This is a genomic window from Pantoea sp. PGP6, assembly GCF_053474785.1.
The window spans coordinates 3,356,024-3,374,415 of record NZ_JBQBMA010000001.1; the positions used below are offsets into that span (position 1 = coordinate 3,356,024).

The following is an 18,392-nucleotide window of genomic DNA, read 5'->3' on the forward strand; positions in this document are numbered from 1 at the left end:
GGCTTAATCCTGTAACCGGGCGATCTCTTCGCCAAAATCACGAATATCTTCGAAGCTGCGGTAAACCGAGGCAAACCGTATATAGGCGACTTTATCGAGCTTTTTCAGCTCGTCCATCACCAGATTACCAATCAGTTTACTGGGAATTTCGCGTTCGCCAGTGGCGCGCAGCTGGGTTTTAATGTGGTTCACCGCGCTCTCGACCGCATCAGCACTGACCGGACGTTTCTCAAGCGCTTTCATCATCCCGCTGGCCATTTTGTCTTCATTGAAAGGCTCACGCACGTCATTACTTTTTACCACGCGCGGCATCACCAGTTCCGCCACCTCAAAGGTGGTAAAGCGTTCATGGCACATCAGACACTGGCGCCGGCGTCGCACCGACGATCCTTCACTAACCAGACGAGAATCAATCACTTTGGTGTCCACAGCGGAGCAGAATGGGCAATGCATGACGTTTCCTGACGCGAGATAGATGGGCCTGACAGTGTAGCGCGAACTGCCGGTCAACAAAATCTCTTCCGTGCCATTCCGTTGGCCAGCACCCAGCATAAACGGTGTTAAATCGCGGCTGCGGCAAAAGGGTCTACGCTTATAGAGCCGCAAGACGGCGTATATCCACTAACACACTGGAGGTTGTATGGGACTGTTTAATTTCGTCAAAGAAGCGGGTGAAAAGCTTTGGGATGCCGTGAACGGTGGCGACGATCAGAGTAAAAAACTGCAGGACCACATCAACAAGCTGGGATTACCGGACAGCGACAAGGTCGATGTAAAAGTGAATGGCGATACCGTCACGGTAAGCGGTGACGGCCTGTCACAGGAGCTGAAAGAGAAGATTCTGATCGCCGCCGGTAACGTTGCCGGCATCACCAAAGTTGAAGACAAGGTGACAACCAGCGACAGCGCTACCGAGTCTGAACTTTACACCGTGAAAAAAGGCGACACGCTGAGCGCTATTTCCAAACAGGTTTATGGAAATGCTAACGAATACAACAAGATTTTCGAAGCTAACAAGCCAATGCTGTCGCATCCTGATAAGATCTATCCTGGCCAGGTTTTACGCATTCCAAAATAACCGACAAGGATAAACTTATGATCAGGACGGTTTGGGCGCCAGCAGCACTTTCACTGGCGTTACTGAGCGGTTGCAGTACTCCCGCGACCAACCCGCAGGTTAAGCAGTTGCATCAGGAAGTGAGCCAGCTCAATCAGCAGATGCAACACTTAACCACCCAGGCCAGTGCGCTGGAGATACAGGGGCAGCTCAACAGCCATTCCAGCAACGGTGCATGGCTGGTACCGCAGGCGAATACCCCGGTCGCATTGCAGACTCAGCTCGGCACCCTGCGACTGACATTGTCGCCGGTGGTAGCCGAAGCCAGTGGATCGCGGACCACATTGTCGATCCGCGCAATGGGCGATCAACCGTTGCCTGCGTTGCATGCCACGGTAATCTGGGGCGAACTGGACCCGGCAACCGGCAAACCGCTCAACAGCGATAGTCTGAGTCAGAACATCGCCGTGCCCGCCTCACTGTTACCGCAACATACCGTTGAGGTTCCGCTGCGGCTGAGTGGCCTGACGCCGGATCAGCTCGGCTTTATCCGGGTGCACCAGGTTACCGCTGACGCACCGGCTCAAACCGTTCCTGCTGCGCCTTAACTGGCGCAAAAAAAACGGGCCGCCATCACTGGCAGCCCGTTTTTATCATCCCACCGCGCTTACGGCAGGATAGAAGGCTGATCGGCGCCCTCTTTCTCAACTTTCTGCACCAGCATATGTTCACGCTTCATGCCCAGCTTCAGCGCCAGCGCCGAAGAGACATAAATTGATGAAATCGTACCGATGGTCACACCAATCAACATGGTCAGTGAGAAGCCTTTCAGCAACGCGCCACCAAAGATGAACAGGATCAGGATCATCGCCAGCGTGGTCAGTGACGTAATCAGGGTACGGCTTAACGTCTGGGTCAGCGACACGTTGGTAATGTCGTAAGAGCTGCCGCGGCGAATCTTGCGGAAGTTCTCACGAATACGGTCGGAAACCACGATTTTATCGTTAAGCGAGTAACCAATCACCGACATCAGCGAGGCGACAATCGTCAGGTCGATCTCAATCCGGAACAGCGCCAGCAGACCGCAGGTGATGATCACGTCGTGCGCCAGCGCCAGCACGGTGCCCAGCGCCAGACGCCACTCAAAGCGGAAACCGATATAGATCAGAATCGCAATCAGCGCTGACAGCAGCGCCATCGCCCCCGCCTGCGCCAGATCGCTGCCGACGCTCGGGCCGACGAACTCAATGCGCTTAACGGTCGCGTTCTGCTGGGTGGTCTGGTTGATTACCGACACCACTTTGTTGCCTAACTCGGTGCCTGCCGGGCCGGTGACGGGCGCCATGCGCACCATCACGTCACGGCTGCTGCCGAAGTTCTGCACCAGCGGCTCGTCGAAGCCCGCTTTCACCAGATCGCCACGCAGCGTATCAAGGTCGGCCGGTTTTTCCAGCGCGATCTCAATCACCGTACCGCCGGTGAAATCGAGACCCCAGTTGAAGCCACGAATGCCGACAATCGCAATCGCGGCTACGATCAGCAGCCCCGAAATGATGAAGGCCAGCTTATCCCAGCGCATAAAGTCGACGACTTTACGCCCGTGGTTCAACTGCTCAATGTTATATTCCTGTGCCACAACGCACTCCTCAGATAGACAGCTTGTTGATGCGTTTGCCACCGTAAACCAGGTTAACAATGGCACGGGTACCTACGATCGCGGTGAACATTGAGGTCGCGATACCAATTGCGGTGGTAATCGCAAAGCCTTTGATCGAACCGGTGCCGACCGCATAAAGAATGATGACTTTGATCAGGGTGGTCACGTTCGCATCGACAATACTGGAGAAGGCGCCTTTATAGCCCTCATGAATTGCCTGCTGAACCGATCGCCCGTTACGCAGTTCTTCTTTAATACGTTCGTTAATCAGTACGTTAGCATCAACTGCTACCGCCAGCGTTAACACAATACCGGCAATACCCGGCATGGTCAGGGTTGCACCAGGCAGCAGGGACATGACGCCGACGATCAGCACCAGGTTCACCAGCAGCGCACTGGTCGCAATCAGACCAAACTTCTTGTAGAACACCACCATAAACAGGATCGACGCAAGCAGGCCCCACAGGCAGGCTTCCAGACCCTGAGTAATGTTCTGCTGACCCATGGTCGGACCGATAGTGCGCTCTTCCACAATCTGGATAGGCGCAATCAACGCACCGGCACGCAGCAGCAGCGACAGCTGACGTGCTTCGTTCGGGTTGTTGATACCGGTGATGCGGAAGCTGTTCCCCAGACGAGACTGGATGTTGGCGACGTTAATTACCTCTTCCTGTTTCACCAGAATTGAACGGCCATTGGCATCTTTTTTACCGCTGTCTTTGTACTCCACAAACAGGGTCGCCATCGGCTTGCCGATGTTGTCCTTGGTGAAGTTCGACATGATGTTACCGCCCGCGCCATCCAGTGAAATGTTCACCTGTGGCTGGTTGTATTCATCCATGCTGGAGGTCGAGTCGGTGATGTGGTCACCGGTCAGGATCACCCGCTTGTAGAGCACCACCGGCTGGCCGTCACGCATATCTTTGACTTCAGAGTCGCCCGGCACCCGGCCACTGGCCGCCGCGGTAGGATCAACGCTGGTATTAACCAGACGGAATTCCAGCGTCGCGGTCGCACCCAGAATCTCTTTGGCGCGTGCAGTGTCCTGAATACCTGGCAGCTCAACCACAATGCGATCGGAACCCTGACGCTGTACCAGTGGTTCGGCCACGCCCAGCTGGTTCACACGGTTACGCAGAATCGTGATGTTCTGCTGGACCGCATATTCACGCGCTTCGCTCAGGCGCGCATCGCTCATGGTGGCACGCAGCGCATCATTGCCGCTGCTTTTGATCACCAGATCCTGATGACGTGAGGTCAGCCAGGAGACAGCAGCATCGCGGCTGGCGGCGTCACGGAAACGAATTTCCACCCCGTAGTTCGCGATTTTGTTGACGTTGGTATAAGGAATATTTTTGGTGCGCAGGTCGCTACGCAGCGTATCGGCATTCTGCTCCTGCAGCTTGCCTAAGGCGGTGTCCATGTCCACTTCCATCAGGAAGTGCACGCCGCCACGCAGATCGAGACCGAGTTTCATCGGTTCCGCTGACAGCATCGTCAGCCAGCGTGGCGTGGCCGGGGCCAGGTTCAGCGCCACAACGTAGTCTTCGCCCAGCGCCTTCATGATCGCTTCACGGGCGCGTAACTGCACATCGGTGTTAGCGAAGCGCGCGGTAATGGCGCCATTTTCCAGCGCAACGGATTTGCTCTGGATATTGTCTTGTTTTAATGCGGACTGAATGTGATCCAACGTCTGCTCACTGGCGGCGCTTCCGCGCGCGCCAGTGATTTGAACGGCCGGATCCTCACCATACAGGTTGGGAAGCGCATACAGCAGGCCGACGAGAATCACGACGACCAGCATCACATACTTCCACAAAGGATAACGATTTAACACGGCAGTTCCCTTAGGGAAGATAGAATTACAGCGCCTTCATAGTACCTTTCGGCAGGACGGCAGCGACGAAATCACGTTTAATGACCACTTCATTGGTCTCATTCAGCGCGATAGAAACGTAGCCAGTGTCAGACACTTTTGTTACGCGACCTACCAGGCCACCGCTGGTCAGCACTTCATCGCCCTTTGAGATGGAATCCATCAGCTTCTTGTGCTCTTTCGCACGTTTCTGCTGCGGACGCAGGATCATGAAATAGAAAATCAGACCAAACACCACCAGCATGATCACCAGAGAATACGGACTTCCCTGCGACGGTGCGCCTGCTGCGGCCACGGCGTCAGAAATGAAAAAGCTCATTAAATTTCCCTCATTGATGAATTATCAGACGTTAAAGGCGGAACTTCTTTGCCCGTCCGTTGGTAGAACTCGTTTACAAAGCGCTCTAATTTACCCTCTTCGATGGCCTGGCGTAAACCTGCCATCAGGCGCTGGTAATAGCGCAGATTGTGAATCGTGTTCAGACGCGCGCCCAGTATTTCGTTACAGCGGTCCAGATGATACAGGTAGGCGCGGCTGTAATTGCGACAGGTGTAGCAATCACATTCGGCATCCAGTGGCGCGGTGTCATCTTTATATTTGGCGTTGCGGATTTTAACCACACCGTCAGTCACAAACAGATGGCCGTTACGCGCGTTACGGGTTGGCATCACGCAATCGAACATATCGACGCCGCGACGGACACCTTCCACCAGATCTTCAGGTTTGCCGACACCCATCAGATAGCGCGGTTTATCCTGCGGAAGCTGCGGGCAGACGTGCTCAAGAATACGGTGCATGTCCTGTTTAGGCTCACCCACCGCCAGGCCGCCCACAGCGTACCCATCAAAGCCAATCTCTACCAGACCTTTCACCGACACATCTCGTAAATCTTCGTAAACCGAGCCCTGGATGATGCCGAACAGCGCATTTTTGTTACCGAGGCTGTCAAAACGGTCACGGCTGCGTTTCGCCCAGCGCAGCGACATCTCCATCGAGCGTTTGGCATAGTCCCAGTCCGCCGGGTACGGCGTACATTCGTCGAAGATCATTACGATGTCGGAGCCGAGGTCATACTGAATCTCCATCGACTTTTCAGGATCGAGGAAAATCGCGTCGCCATTGATGGGGTTACGGAAGTGCACCCCGGCTTCGGTAATTTTGCGGATGTCGCCCAGGCTGAAGACCTGGAAACCACCGGAATCGGTGAGGATCGGCCCTTTCCACTGCATAAAATCATGCAGGTCGCCGTGCAGTTTCATGATCTCCTGGCCCGGACGCAGCCAGAGGTGGAAGGTGTTGCCCAGAATAATCTGCGCCCCGGTCTCCTGCACTTCTTCCGGCGTCATGCCTTTTACCGTGCCGTAGGTGCCGACCGGCATAAACGCCGGGGTTTCGACCACGCCGCGATCAAAAATCAGACGGCCACGGCGCGCGCGCCCGTCTGTGGTATCAAGTTCAAATTTCACAAAGCCTCCACCGGAGAAACAGTCCGATGTCTACAACCCTGCGCCAGAAGGCGCGTCAGGTCGTGGGTTAATAAATCAGTCGCCAATCTTTTCCATCGGCGCCTGCGGATTTTTGCTGATAAACATCGCGTCACCATAACTGAAGAAACGATATTGCTCAGCCACGGCAGCGCGGTAGGCCGCCATGGTGTGCTGGTAACCGGCAAACGCCGAGACCAGCATAATCAGGGTAGATTCGGGCAAGTGGAAATTGGTGATCAGCGCATCGATCACCTGATAGTGGTAGCCCGGATAGATAAAAATCTGGGTATCGTCGAAGAACGGCGCAATCAGCGCATCCTGACTCGCTTTGGCCGCGCTCTCCAGCGAGCGTACTGAGGTGGTGCCAACCGCGACCACCTTGTTGCCGCGCGCTTTACAGGCCAGCACCGCATCCACGACCTCCTGCGGCACTTCCGCATATTCGGCATGCATGTGATGTTCTTCGATGTTGTCGACGCGCACCGGCTGGAAGGTGCCCGCCCCGACATGCAGCGTGACAAATGCCATCTCAACGCCCTTCTCTTTCAGCGCCTGCAACAGCGGCTCATCGAAGTGCAATCCGGCGGTAGGCGCAGCGACGGCACCGGGACGGGCACTGTAAACGGTCTGATAGAGTTCGCGGTCGGCCTCTTCATCAGGGCGATCGATGTACGGTGGCAGCGGCATATGGCCGACGCTGTTCAGGATGTCGAGTACTGCCCGATCATCGTCAAAGGCGATCTCGAACAGGGCGTCGTGGCGCGCCACCATCGTCGCTTTAACGCTCTCATCTTCACCCAGCAACAGGGCTGCACCCGGCTTGGGTGCTTTTGAGGCGCGCACATGGGCCAGCACGCGCTTGTCGTCGAGCATCCGCTCCACCAGCATTTCGATTTTGCCGCCGCTGGCTTTACGGCCATAGACGCGCGCCGGGATCACGCGGGTGTTGTTGAACACCAGCAGATCGCCTGGATTGAGCTTATCCAGCACGTCGGTGAACACACCGTGCGTCAGTGCGCCGCTGGGACCATCGAGCGACAGCAGACGACAGCCGCTGCGCTGCGCCTGGGGATAGTGGGCAATCAGGGATTCGGGCAATTCAAAAGCAAAATCGGCGACACGCATGAAAGAGTTCTTTCTCAGGCAAAAACAGGCGGCACAGTTTAGCGGAAAAACGACCAATTCTGAACAACTGGCTGCGCAAAGGCAGTTCAGCCTATAATGAGCCATGAACTTTCTTGCTCATCTCCATCTGGCCCAACTGGCTGACAGCTCGCTACTCGGCAATTTAATGGCTGATTTTGTGCGCGGTAACCCGCACCAGCACTGGCCCACGCCGGTGGCTGACGGCATTCTGATGCATCGTCGGCTCGACGTCATGACCGATGCGTTGCCGGAAGTCCGTCGCGCCCGTCAGCTGTTCCGTCCGGAAACCTATCGCGTGGCCCCGATTACCCTTGATGTCATCTGGGACCATTTTCTGGCCCGTCACTGGACGCATTTCACCTCTGATCTGACGCTGGCGCAGTTTTCTGCCGCTGCCGAGCGCGAAATCGTGCCGCAGCTGGCGGCGACCCCGGAGGAATTTCAGCGGCTGAACGCAGTGATGTGGCATGAACGCTGGTTCGAGCACTACGCCCAGCCCGCCCGGCTGGAACGGGTGCTGCACGGCATGGCCAGCCGCCGCCCACGCCTGGCGGCACTGCGCGATTCTTATCACGACTTCACTGAACACTATGAGCAGCTTGAAGCCCTGTTTTTCATTTTTTATCCGCGTTTAATGGCGCAGGCGACGGCCAGAACGCTGTAAAACCCGATCCTCTTCTGTTGGCTGGCAGATGCCGGCCAATACCGCACAAAAAAGCCGCCTGCCCGCCCCCTCCCCATCTTGCCATCGCGTCTTATCTGCGGCTTAATGAAGCCTTTCTTAACAATAGTTAAGCAAAACACACAGCCAGACCGCCTGTTCAGGCGCGCCTTCCGTTCGCTATGGCAAAAAAACATAAGAGGGAAAGATGTCATCCGCTTCGCATTCTGAAATTGACGCGCGTTACCGTTACGCCTGCGACATCGCCCGTGCGGCGGCCAGCCGGGCTTATTCGTGGTATCAGCAGCGTCAAAACCTGGTGGTGGAACACAAGAGGGATCTGCAGGACGTGGTCAGCGAAGCCGATCGCAACGTCGAAGCATTAATCAAAACGTTGATTGAGGAGCGCTTCCCGGACGATGCCGTCTACGGTGAAGAGAGCGGCGGCGAAACAGGCAACGCCAGCTTTATCTGGGTCGTCGATCCAATTGATGGCACCGCCTGCTTCGTCAACGGCCTGCCTAACTGGTGCGTCTCGCTGGCAGTGGTGTGCGACGGTGAACCGGTGATTGGCGTGGTGTGCGATCCTAATCATCAGGAGCTGTTCCACGCCCGACTGGGCCAGGGCGCGTGGGTCAACGAGACCCGGTTGCAGGTACATGCAGCGCAACATCTCAACGAAGGTCTGCTCGGCATCAGTCACTCCAGCCGCACGCCGGGCGAGAGCGTTACCCGCCTGATTGCCGGACTGACTCAACAGGGCGGCATGTTTATCCGCATCGGTTCCGGCGCGCTGACCAGCGCCTGGGCGGCAGCGGGCCGGTTAATCGGCTACTACGAAGCGCATATGCATCCGTGGGATAGCCTGCCGGGCATTGTGCTGATGCGAGAAGCCGGTGGCGTCACTAACGATTACCTCAGTAACGACGGACTGAAAAATGGCAATCCGGTGCTGCTGGCGAATGCCACGCTCTATCCAAAGATAAAAGCGCTGACCGGCAATCGCGCGCTGGACGAATAAATGCGCGCTACCCGATGGTGCCAATGCACGTTAGCCCTGAGTGCACTCTGGCTACTGAGCCTGCCGATGCAGGCGGCCCCGCTGCCCCATTATCAGTTGGAAAAAGTGGTCGAACTGAGCCGGCACGGCGTGCGGCCACCGACGCCCGGCAACCGTAAAGAGATCGAAGCCGCCAGCCAGCAGCCGTGGACGGTATGGACCACGGCGGATGGCGAGCTGACCGGTCACGGCTACAGCGCAGTGGTCAACAAAGGACGCTGGCAGGGCGAACATTACCGCCAGCTTGGTTTACTGCCTGCTGGCTGCCCGACGGCAGACGACGTCTATCTGCGCGCCAGCCCGCTCCAGCGCACCCGAGCCACCGCCCAGGCGATAGCCGACGGTGCGTTTCCGGGCTGTGGCGTACCGATCCATCAGGTGACCGGTGAGGTTGATCCACTGTTTCAGAGCGATAAGCTGGCGTTTGCACAAACCGATCCGCAGCAAGAACTTGCGGCTAAGCAGCAGAAAGCGGGCGATCTGGCGCAGTTACAGCAGCAACTGCAACCGGCTATTCAGCAGCTTAAAGCCGCGGTTTGCCCGCCCACGGCGAAATGTGATTTCTTTGATCGCCCATGGCAATTCAAACAGACCCGCAGCGGCCACACCTACGTCGAAGGACTGAGCGTAATGGCCAGTATGGTTGAGACCCTGCGGCTGGGTTACAGCGAAAATCTGCCCGTCGATCAGCTGGCGTGGGGGCATATCACCACCGCGGCGCAAATTACCCGCCTGCTGCCGTTGCTGACCGCTAATTACGATTTGAGTAATGATCTGCTCTATCAGGCACAGCGGCGGGGATCGATTTTACTGCAGGCGATGCTGACCGAAATCGCCAGCAATGCCTCCACTGCCCGCTGGCTGATCCTGGTGGCGCATGACACCAATATTGCGATGGTGCGTACCCTTATGGGGTTTGACTGGCAGCTGCCGGGCTACGCGCGCGGCAATATTCCGCCCGGCGGCAGTCTGGTGCTGGAGCGCTGGCGTGACAGCCAGAGCGGCGAGCGTTTTCTGCGGCTCTACTTCCAGGCACAGAGCCTTGATGGCCTGCGTCAGTTACAGCCGATTGATGACGCACAGGGTTTATTGCGTCAGGAGTGGCATCAGCCAGACTGCAGAATGACCGACGTCGGGCTGCTGTGTCCTTATCAATCGACCCTGACCGGCTGGCAACAACGGCTGGACAAGCGCGCCACGCAGCCGGTTTCCATCCGGCTGCCCTGAGCTGCCGCTAATCAAATCCATGCCGCGCTCGCTGCGCGGCGTAAATATGCTTTATCAGGCTTAATTGGTTGTATTGCTGTCGCCTGGTACTTTTCTTATTTAAATAACCCAGCTATCAGCGGCGTTAATTTTGTTTTACGATAACCGGGTCAATCATCCCTTTTTATTTCTCTGATTCTCTTGAATATTTCGGCGACTGGTTTCGCCGTTTTTTTATTTATTTGCTGTTCTCTTCGCCCCGCCACAGCCGCCCTGATGCGCTTAACGCCGATGTTTAGCTGGCAATCCCCTTCACCGCAGATAATTAACCGCGCAGGCGGATAGGTTATTCCACCGTCTGAAAGCGCCATCCGCCCGGGTTATTTCGTTACGGTGTTGTGACTGACATAAATAGCCAGCGCAGCGTCAGAGAAGTCAGTCGGGGGAAGAGAGAAGATGGAAGAGATGGCAAAGCGCATCTGCTCCCCCGCCAGGGGGAGCAGCCGACAATCAGCGCGGTTTACGTACCAGCTTATAGCCCAGCAGCAGCACCACTATCCACACCACGCCGACATAGAGCGATACCCGGGTATCCGGGAAATAGCCGATCAGCGCAATGATGAAGCAGAGGAATGCGACACCGACACCCGCGGTCCAGCTGCCGCCTGGCAGCGCGAACTTCAGTTCGCTGGCAGCCTGTTTGCCGATTTTGCGGCGGAAGGCGATCTGCGACAGCAGAATCATGATCCACACCCAGACCGTCGCAAAGGTGGCCAGCGAGGCGATGACCAGGAACACTTTTTCCGGCATCAGGTAGTTGAGATAGACCGCAATCAACATGGCGAACATCATCACCACCACCGTCACCCACGGAATGCCGCGTGAAGAGACTTTCATAAACATCTTCGGCGCATGTCCCTGCTGGGCCATACCGTGCAGCATGCGCCCTACGCCAAACACGTCGCTGTTGATCGCTGACAGTGAGGCGGTCAGGACCACAAAATTAAGAATCGAGGCGGCCGCCGCGATGCCCAGATGCTGGAAGGTTAGCACAAACGGGCTGCCCGAGGTGCCTACCTGGTTCCACGGATAGATCGACATAATCACAAACAGCGTGCCGACATAAAACACCAGAATACGCCAGGGTACCGAGTTAATGGCGCGCGGGATCGACTTCTCCGGTTCCTTCGCTTCACCGGCCGTGATACCGATGATTTCGATACCGCCGTAGGCGAACATCACCATCTGCAGCGACAGCAACATTCCGACCACGCCGTGGGCAAAGAAGCCGCCGTTGGTCCACAGGTTATGGATGCCGGTCGGCTGGCCGCCGTTGCCGATGCCCCAGATAATCATGCCGAAACCGGCCAGAATCATCACAATGATGGTGGCGACTTTGAAGAAAGAGAACCAGAACTCCACTTCGCCAAACACCTTCACGCTCATCAGGTTGACCGCGCCGATGATCAGCACCACGCTCAGTACCCAAATCCAGTGCGGCACCTCCGGAAACCAGACGCCCATATAGATGCCGAACGCCGTCACATCGGCGATCGCCACGATCAGGATTTCGAAGCAGTAGGTCCAGCCGGTAATGTAGCCCGCCATCGGACCGAGATAATCCTGGGCGTAACGGGAGAATGAGCTGGCCTGGGGATTGTTGACGGACATCTCACCCAGCGCACGCATGATGATGTAGGCCACGGCCCCGCCGATAATATAGGCGAGCAGCACGCTGGGTCCGGCCATTTTGATCGCATCGGCGGAACCGTAAAACAGCCCGGTGCCAATCGCCGATCCCAGCGCCATAAAGCGGATGTGGCGCGTGCTCAGTCCGCGTTTGAGCTTATTGGTTTCTTGCATAACAACCTGTACCTGTGAAATGAAAAAACCACGGGCAAGCCCGTGGTTAAAGAAAAATCAGTGCCATCTGCTACGAGTGAACGGAAACCTGTTCGCGTCCTTTAACCCGATCCACCACGGCGGCAATCAGCAGCATCACCAGCGATGGCGGCAACCAGGCAAGTCCCTGATCGGCCAGCGGCAGGTGCTGACTGAATGCAGGCAGCAACGCTTTAAACCCGGTAGTTTTAATCGCATCAATAATGCCGAACAGCAGGCTAATCAGCATCGCTGGCGCAATAATCCGGCTGCTCTTGTTCCACCAGTTCAGGGTGAAGCTCAGCACCACCAGCACGATACAAGGCGGATAAATCGCCGTCAGGACCGGGATGGAGATCTGAATCAGGTGGCTCAGGCCGAGGTTCGACACCACCATCGAGAACAGACCAAGGATAAACACCAGCGTTTTATACGACAATGGCAGGTATTGCGCAAAAAATTCCGCACAGGCACAGGTCAGACCGACCGCCGTTACCATACAGGCAACAAAGATCAGCGCCGCCAGGAAGAAGCTGCCCATACCGCCAAATGTCTGCTGAACGTAAGCGTGCAGAATCGCTGCGCCGTTCGCATTCTGATCGACCAGCGCGCCGCTGCCGGAGCCCAGTTTAAACAGGCACAGGTAGACCAGCGTCAGGCCCACGCCAGCAATCAGGCCGGCCAGAACGGTGTAACGCGTCAGCAGCGCGGCATTATCAACCCCGCGTGAACGGGCCGCGTTCACGATCACGATGCCGAACACCAGTGCGCCCAGCGTATCCATGGTCAGATAGCCGTTCACAAAACCGCTGGAGAACGCCGCACGCTGATAATCTTCCGTCGCCGGAATAGTGCCGCCCGCTGGCCACACCAGCGCAGCAATGCCCAGCACGGTCAGCGCCACAATTTTTAGCGGCGCAAGGAAATGGCCGACGGTATCGAGCAGTTTGCCCGGATAGAGCGACACGCCAATCACCAGCGCAAAATAGACCAGGCTGTAGATAAACAGCGGCATCGCGCCATCACCGGTCAGCGGGGCAATCCCCATCTCAAAGGAGACGGTGGCCGTCCGCGGCGTCGCAAAGAGTGGCCCGACCGCCAGATAGCAGACGGTGGCCAGCACCAGACCGGCAACCTTACCGATTGGGGTACTGAGTGCATCCACGCCGCCGCCGACGCGCGCCAGCGCTACCACGGTCATCACCGGCAGACCCACGGCAGTGATCAGAAAGCCAATAGCGGCGGTCCAGACGTGTTCGCCAGACTGAATGCCAACCATCGGCGGGAAAATGATGTTGCCCGCGCCAACGAACAGGGCAAATGTCATGAAGCCCAGCGCGAGAATGTCTTTCGAGGTTAAACGATGTGTCATACGGCCTGTCACTGATGTTGCGGTGGAAGTTGGGTTTGTGTTGTCCCCTCGCTGCGTTAAAACCACGACCAGCCAGCCAATGTCAGCGCATTATGCTCGTCGTGAGGTGAAGCGCAGGTGATTTAAGCTGCTTTTTTTCTGTTCACGGAGGGATGGATCGACAACGGGGCTAAGTAAAACGTTTATAGCGGGGAAAGGCAATACGGGATCGGAAAACCAGAAGGTTATCCCGTTATTTACGCAACAACCAGTGGATAGCGTTAATTTTTAACCCAGGCACACAAGATGATGTGCCTAAATAATAAACAGACCGCGAGAATTCCCCGCATAACGCCGCTGACAAATGCACAAAAGGCGCGTTTTACGCGCCTGTTTGCACAAGTTTACAGCATTACCACACCTGTTTTGCGATATCGACCACCAGGCGAATCTTCTGCCACTGCTGCTCTTCGCTCAGGCTGTTGCCCTCTTCGGTAGAGGCAAAGCCGCACTGCGGGCTGAGACAGATCTGGTCGAGGCTGACATACTGCGCCGCTTCCTGCAGTCGGGCTTTCACCTGCGCCGGATCTTCCAGCTCACCGGATTTGGTGGTGATCAGGCCCAGCACCACCTGCTGATGGCCTGGCTTGATGAAGCGCAGCGGCTCGAAACCGCCTGAACGGGCATTGTCATATTCGAGGAAGAAGGCATCGACATTGACGCTGCCAAACAGGATTTCCGCCACCGGCTCGTAACCACCTTCTGAAATCCAGGTTGAGCGGAAATTGCCACGGCAGACATGCAGACCAACGGTCAGATCGGCTGGCTTGTCTTCCAGCGCCTTGTTTAGCACCTGAGCATAGGTCCGCGCCAGCGCTTCCGGATCGTCGCCGCGTGCCCGGATATCGCGTTTCTGATCTTCAGAGCAAAGGTAGGCCCAGACGGTGTCATCCAGCTGCAGATAACGGCAACCCGCAGCGTAAAACGCCTTGATGGCGTCTTTATAGGTCTGTGCCAAATCGTCAAAATAATCTGCCAGGTCCGGATAGACCTCAGCGTCGATCACTTTGCGCCCGCCGCGGAAGTGCAGCACGCTGGGGCTGGGAATGGTCATTTTTGCCACCGCATCACCGGCAATGCTTTGCAGGAAGCGAAAGTGTTCCAGCATCGGATGGCTGGAAAAGCCGAGCTTGCTCACTACTTTTACGCCATGCGCTTTGGTCTGCACGCCGTTGAACTGGATCCCCTGCTCAGCTTCATAAGCTTCCACACCATCCAGGCCGTAGAAAAAATCGAAGTGCCACCAGCCGCGACGAAATTCGCCATCGGTCACCACCTGCAGGCCATTTTCGCGCTGTCTGGCGACCACATCGCGGATGGCGTCATCTTCAATCTGGCGCAGCGCTGCCGCATCAATTTCGCCAGCGGCGAACTGCTCACGCGCCTGCTTAATCGCGGCGGGACGCAGAAAACTGCCTACGGTATCAGCACGGAACGGGGCGGTATTTCTTTGCATGATCACTCCTGTCTCGCCTGCCGATGGTTTCAGCAGGAAATAATTGCGTTCTGTTATTTATAGCCATCTGGATGGCTATACGTCTGGACGCAGAATGACATGTGCCGCCGCCCGCTGCAATAGAAGAAAATTCACCGGCCATGAAGAAAATTCATGTTGGCAGATAAGATGGGCTACCGCGCGGTTTTGCAGCAGATAAGCAGCGACATGCGCGCGCCGGGAGAGGAGCACATCCATAGCGGTTAAGGAGAGAATGCGCGCCTGAAGGTGAACCTTCCAGGTTCCGGACAGCGAAAGCCCTACGCGCCTGCAGATCCTCACTTAAACATCGCGCACAGCACACAAGCAGAGCAGAATGCGCCTCTGAAGAGGATCAGTTAAGCGCCGCGCGCGCCTGCGCCATCTGGCTATCAGAGAGTGGCAGATAACCCGCTTCGCTGACCCGTCGCTGTCCCTGCACCGAGAGCACCTGCTGCAGGAAGGCTGCGACCAGCGGTGGCAACGGCTTACCCGGCGCCTTGTTGACATACAGATAGAGCGGACGGGCCCACGGATAGCGACCACTGCGGATCGCGTCCGCGTCGGGTGCCACAGCCTCACCCCGATCGTTCACCACCGCCAGCATCTTTACGCCGCTGAGGTGGAAGCCAAAACTGGCGTAACCGATGCTGCGTGGATTGCCTGCCACCGCCTGCACCACCGCTGCCGAACCGGGAAATTCGGCTACGTCATTGCGAAAATCACCCTGACAGAGCGCCTGCTGCTTGAAGAATCCCCAGGTACCGGACGCCGAGTTGCGTCCGTAGCGCTGGATCGGCCGGTGAGCCCACTCAGCCGCCCGCGCGCCGAGATCGCCCCAGCGTTGCGGCACCGAGGTGGCCCCGCACAGGCGGGTAATCGAGAAAATGGCGTCAAGCTGACGCGGCGTTATCTGCTGCAGCGGATTGCGCTGATTGACCACCACCACCAGCGCATCCATCGCTACCGGTACCGCCAGCGGAGGATAACCATAGCGCGCTTCAAACGCCTGCCGTTCATCCGCCTGCATCGGGCGGCTCATTGGTCCGAGCTGCGCCGCACCGGCAGCCAGCGCAGTCGGCGCGGTCGACGATCCGGATGCCTGCACCTGCACATTGACGCCCGGAGCCTGCCGACTGAAGTCCTCGCCCCACAGCGTCATCAGGTAGCCCAGGGTATCAGACCCGACGCTGCTAAGGTTGCCCGACAGCGCGCCGGGCTGTGCCAGCGCCATGCCCGGCAATAAAATGACCATCAACAAAACAAGTGCGCGCATCAAGCAGATCCGTCAGCCATTAATGGAGGGCATTCTCCTGCATCCCACTGCTGGCAATCAACCTTGCCGGCAAGGTAAAGGTAAAACAGGTCTCCTGATGCGGCACGCTGGTGATATCCAGCCGCGCATTATGGTGGCTCAGGGCATGTTTCACGATCGCCAGCCCCAGTCCGCTGCCGCCGGTCGCCCGCGATCGCGCCTTATCGACCCGGTAGAAACGCTCGGTGAGACGGGGAATATGTTCAGCCGCAATGCCCGGTCCGTTATCGCACACCCGAAACGTTGCGCCCTGCTTACTGCGCAGCCAGCTGATATCAATGCGCGTGCCCTCCGGCGTGTGGTTTACCGCGTTGTAGACCAGGTTGGAGATGGCGCTGCGCAGCTGTTCATCGTTGCCAAAGACTTTCAGATGCGGATCGGTATGGAAATGGATGTCGTGACGTCCGCCGCTCAGGGTGGCGGCCTCGTGTTGCAGCAGCCGGAGCATCACCGGCACATCGACCTTCTCTTTCAGATCGATCGCGGGCGCAGCTTCAATCCGCGACAGCGTCAGCAGCTGCTTGACCAGGCTGTCCATGCGGCGCGTCTGCTCCGACATGGTATGCAGCGCCTTGCCGCGTGAACGCTCGTTCATCACCGAGTCATTCATCATCTCCAGATAGCCCTGCAGCACCGTCAGCGGGGTACGCAGTTCATGGCTGACGTTGGCAAAGAAGTTACGGCGCGCCCCTTCCAGCTGGTGCATCTGGGTGACGTCACGCGCCACCAGCAGCCACTGCCCTTCACTGTAGGGCATGACGCGAAATTCCATGTGGTACTGGTTATTCAGCACCAGCGTCAGGGGTTTGTCGAAGTCACGCTGGCGGATATAGCGCGAGAATTCCGGATAACGCAGCAGGTTGAGGATGTTCTGGCCATTATCTTCCGGCCAGCGTAGCCCGAGATGCTGTTGCGCCAGCCCGTTGCACCAGAAAATGGTGCCCTCTTCGGTGGTGAGGATCACCGCATCTGGCAGCGACTCAGCGCCGCTGCGAAAGCGTTTAATCAGGTTGCCGAGTTCACGCCGCCGCCGCCGGTTGCGTAACTGCATCTGGTAGAGCCCGTAAAACAGCGGTTCCCAGCTGGCCCGCCCAGCCGGCGGCGTCATAGTGCGATCGAGCCACAACCAGTGCGACAGGCGCATCAGGTTATGGAAATGCCACAGCAGCACCGCCAGTACGCTCAGCAACAGCAGCCACGGCAGATAACCGAACAGCAGGCCAAGCAGCAGCGCAGGCAGACACGCCAGCAGCAGTTCTGACAGTAATCTCTTCCAGGAGAGGCGTTCCAGCACGGTGAAAACTCCGTTTAGTAGCGGGCAGAGAAACGATACCCTGTTCCACGGACGGTTTGTACCATGCGATCGTGGCCGGAGACTTCCAGCGCTTTACGTAAACGGCGAATGTGAACATCGACGGTGCGATCTTCGACATACACGTTGGTGCCCCAGACATGGTTCAGCAGCTGCTCGCGGCTGTAAACCCGCTCCGGGTGCGTCATAAAGAAGTGCAGTAGTTTATATTCGGTAGGGCCCATTTCCAGCGGCGTGGTTTCGGACATCACCCGATGCGAGGAGGGATCCAGACTCAGTCCCTGCATCTCAATCACCTCTTCCACCGCCATCGGTGAAATACGGCGCATGACGGCTTTGATGCGCGCCATCAGCTCTTTTGGCGAGAAGGGCTTGGTGATGTAATCGTCAGCGCCGACTTCCAGCCCACGCACCCGGTCCTCTTCTTCACCACGTGCGGTGAGCATCATCACCGGAATATCGCGGGTCATCGCTTCGCGTTTCAGATGCTTAATAAACTGAATGCCGCTGCCGCCGGGTAACATCCAGTCCAGCAGAATCAAATCGGGCCAGGGTTCAATCAGCTTCCCCACTGCGCTGTCATAATCTTCCGCCTCAATTGGCTGATAGTCGTTCTGCTCCAGAACAAAGCACAACATTTCACGGATTGGGGCTTCATCTTCCACAACCAAAATGCGCTTAGCCATTATTACTCCTGCTGATATGACGGCTGTCACTGAGATTCGCGGCGCCATTATGCGTCAGATTTGTGACACTTTTATGAAAAACATAACCGCTCATTCAGGCCAGTGGTAATCAATTATGACAGCGCAGCGACAATTTTTCGCTTTGGCCGCAGAGCCAGTATA

Annotated in this window: 17 protein-coding genes; 5 read left to right on the forward strand and 12 right to left on the reverse strand. The window is 57.0% G+C overall.

Annotation, left to right across the window (positions count from 1 at the left end):
• Positions 1–3: 3 nt before the first annotated feature.
• Positions 4–453 carry a transcriptional regulator NrdR gene (gene nrdR, locus ACLIBF_RS16395; protein ID WP_009091750.1) on the reverse strand — a complete coding sequence of 150 codons (450 nt, stop codon included), beginning with the start codon at positions 451–453 and terminating at the stop codon, positions 4–6.
• A 187-nt stretch (positions 454–640) separates the two neighbouring features.
• Here nrdR and lysM point away from each other — a divergent pair, with 187 nt between their 5' ends.
• Positions 641–1,078, forward strand: a complete 438-nt coding sequence (gene lysM, locus ACLIBF_RS16400) for a peptidoglycan-binding protein LysM (protein ID WP_031374692.1) — start codon at positions 641–643, stop codon at positions 1,076–1,078.
• A gap of 17 nt (positions 1,079–1,095) precedes the next feature.
• Positions 1,096–1,665 carry a DUF3251 domain-containing protein gene (locus ACLIBF_RS16405; protein WP_069727933.1) on the forward strand — a complete coding sequence of 190 codons (570 nt, stop codon included), beginning with the start codon at positions 1,096–1,098 and terminating at the stop codon, positions 1,663–1,665.
• Positions 1,666–1,724: 59 nt separating this feature from the next.
• Here ACLIBF_RS16405 and secF read toward each other — a convergent pair whose 3' ends face one another.
• From secF to queA, 5 genes are all read right to left on the reverse strand, one after another.
• Complete coding sequence (gene secF, locus ACLIBF_RS16410) at positions 1,725–2,693, reverse strand: protein translocase subunit SecF (protein ID WP_069727932.1); 969 nt, start codon at positions 2,691–2,693, stop codon at positions 1,725–1,727.
• 10 nt (positions 2,694–2,703) lie between these two features.
• A complete protein-coding gene (gene secD / locus ACLIBF_RS16415) occupies positions 2,704–4,551 on the reverse strand; it encodes a protein translocase subunit SecD (protein ID WP_072050997.1) in 1,848 nt (615 codons plus the stop codon).
• A 25-nt stretch (positions 4,552–4,576) separates the two neighbouring features.
• Positions 4,577–4,909, reverse strand: coding sequence for a preprotein translocase subunit YajC (yajC, locus tag ACLIBF_RS16420; RefSeq protein ID WP_031374695.1), 333 nt, complete (start codon positions 4,907–4,909; stop codon positions 4,577–4,579).
• On the reverse strand, positions 4,909–6,057 hold the full coding sequence (gene tgt / locus ACLIBF_RS16425) for a tRNA guanosine(34) transglycosylase Tgt (protein WP_031374696.1): 1,149 nt from the start codon (positions 6,055–6,057) through the stop codon (positions 4,909–4,911). Before tgt ends, yajC begins: the two co-directional genes overlap by 1 nt.
• 75 nt (positions 6,058–6,132) lie before the next feature.
• Positions 6,133–7,203, reverse strand: a complete 1,071-nt coding sequence (gene queA, locus ACLIBF_RS16430; protein WP_031374697.1) for a tRNA preQ1(34) S-adenosylmethionine ribosyltransferase-isomerase QueA — start codon at positions 7,201–7,203, stop codon at positions 6,133–6,135.
• 103 nt (positions 7,204–7,306) lie between these two features.
• Here queA and ACLIBF_RS16435 point away from each other — a divergent pair, with 103 nt between their 5' ends.
• The 3 genes from ACLIBF_RS16435 to ACLIBF_RS16445 all read left to right on the forward strand — a co-directional run bounded on the left by ACLIBF_RS16435 (position 7,307) and on the right by ACLIBF_RS16445 (position 10,172).
• A complete protein-coding gene (locus ACLIBF_RS16435; protein ID WP_031374698.1) occupies positions 7,307–7,888 on the forward strand; it encodes an acyl carrier protein phosphodiesterase in 582 nt (193 codons plus the stop codon).
• A gap of 205 nt (positions 7,889–8,093) precedes the next feature.
• Complete coding sequence (locus ACLIBF_RS16440; RefSeq protein WP_031374699.1) at positions 8,094–8,906, forward strand: inositol monophosphatase family protein; 813 nt, start codon at positions 8,094–8,096, stop codon at positions 8,904–8,906.
• Entirely contained in the window at positions 8,907–10,172 is a 1,266-nt protein-coding gene (locus tag ACLIBF_RS16445) for a histidine-type phosphatase (protein ID WP_069727931.1), read from the forward strand. It begins immediately after the preceding gene.
• Positions 10,173–10,661: 489 nt separating this feature from the next.
• On the opposite strand, the gene proY is transcribed toward ACLIBF_RS16445, so the two are convergent.
• The 6 genes from proY to phoB form a co-directional block, all read right to left on the reverse strand.
• Positions 10,662–12,014 (reverse strand): proline-specific permease ProY, encoded by a 1,353-nt coding sequence (gene proY / locus ACLIBF_RS16450; RefSeq protein ID WP_046288491.1) that lies wholly within the window; start codon positions 12,012–12,014, stop codon positions 10,662–10,664.
• Positions 12,015–12,084: 70 nt separating this feature from the next.
• On the reverse strand, positions 12,085–13,404 hold the full coding sequence (brnQ, locus tag ACLIBF_RS16455) for a branched-chain amino acid transporter carrier protein BrnQ (protein ID WP_031374700.1): 1,320 nt from the start codon (positions 13,402–13,404) through the stop codon (positions 12,085–12,087).
• A gap of 391 nt (positions 13,405–13,795) precedes the next feature.
• Positions 13,796–14,899, reverse strand: a complete 1,104-nt coding sequence (locus ACLIBF_RS16460; protein ID WP_279809564.1) for a cobalamin-independent methionine synthase II family protein — start codon at positions 14,897–14,899, stop codon at positions 13,796–13,798.
• 373 nt (positions 14,900–15,272) lie between these two features.
• On the reverse strand, positions 15,273–16,193 hold the full coding sequence (locus tag ACLIBF_RS16465) for a PstS family phosphate ABC transporter substrate-binding protein (protein WP_031374702.1): 921 nt from the start codon (positions 16,191–16,193) through the stop codon (positions 15,273–15,275).
• 19 nt (positions 16,194–16,212) lie between these two features.
• Entirely contained in the window at positions 16,213–17,526 is a 1,314-nt protein-coding gene (gene phoR, locus ACLIBF_RS16470) for a phosphate regulon sensor histidine kinase PhoR (protein WP_279809565.1), read from the reverse strand.
• 14 nt (positions 17,527–17,540) lie between these two features.
• Complete coding sequence (gene phoB, locus ACLIBF_RS16475) at positions 17,541–18,230, reverse strand: phosphate response regulator transcription factor PhoB (RefSeq protein ID WP_003852491.1); 690 nt, start codon at positions 18,228–18,230, stop codon at positions 17,541–17,543.
• Positions 18,231–18,392 lie beyond the last annotated feature (162 nt).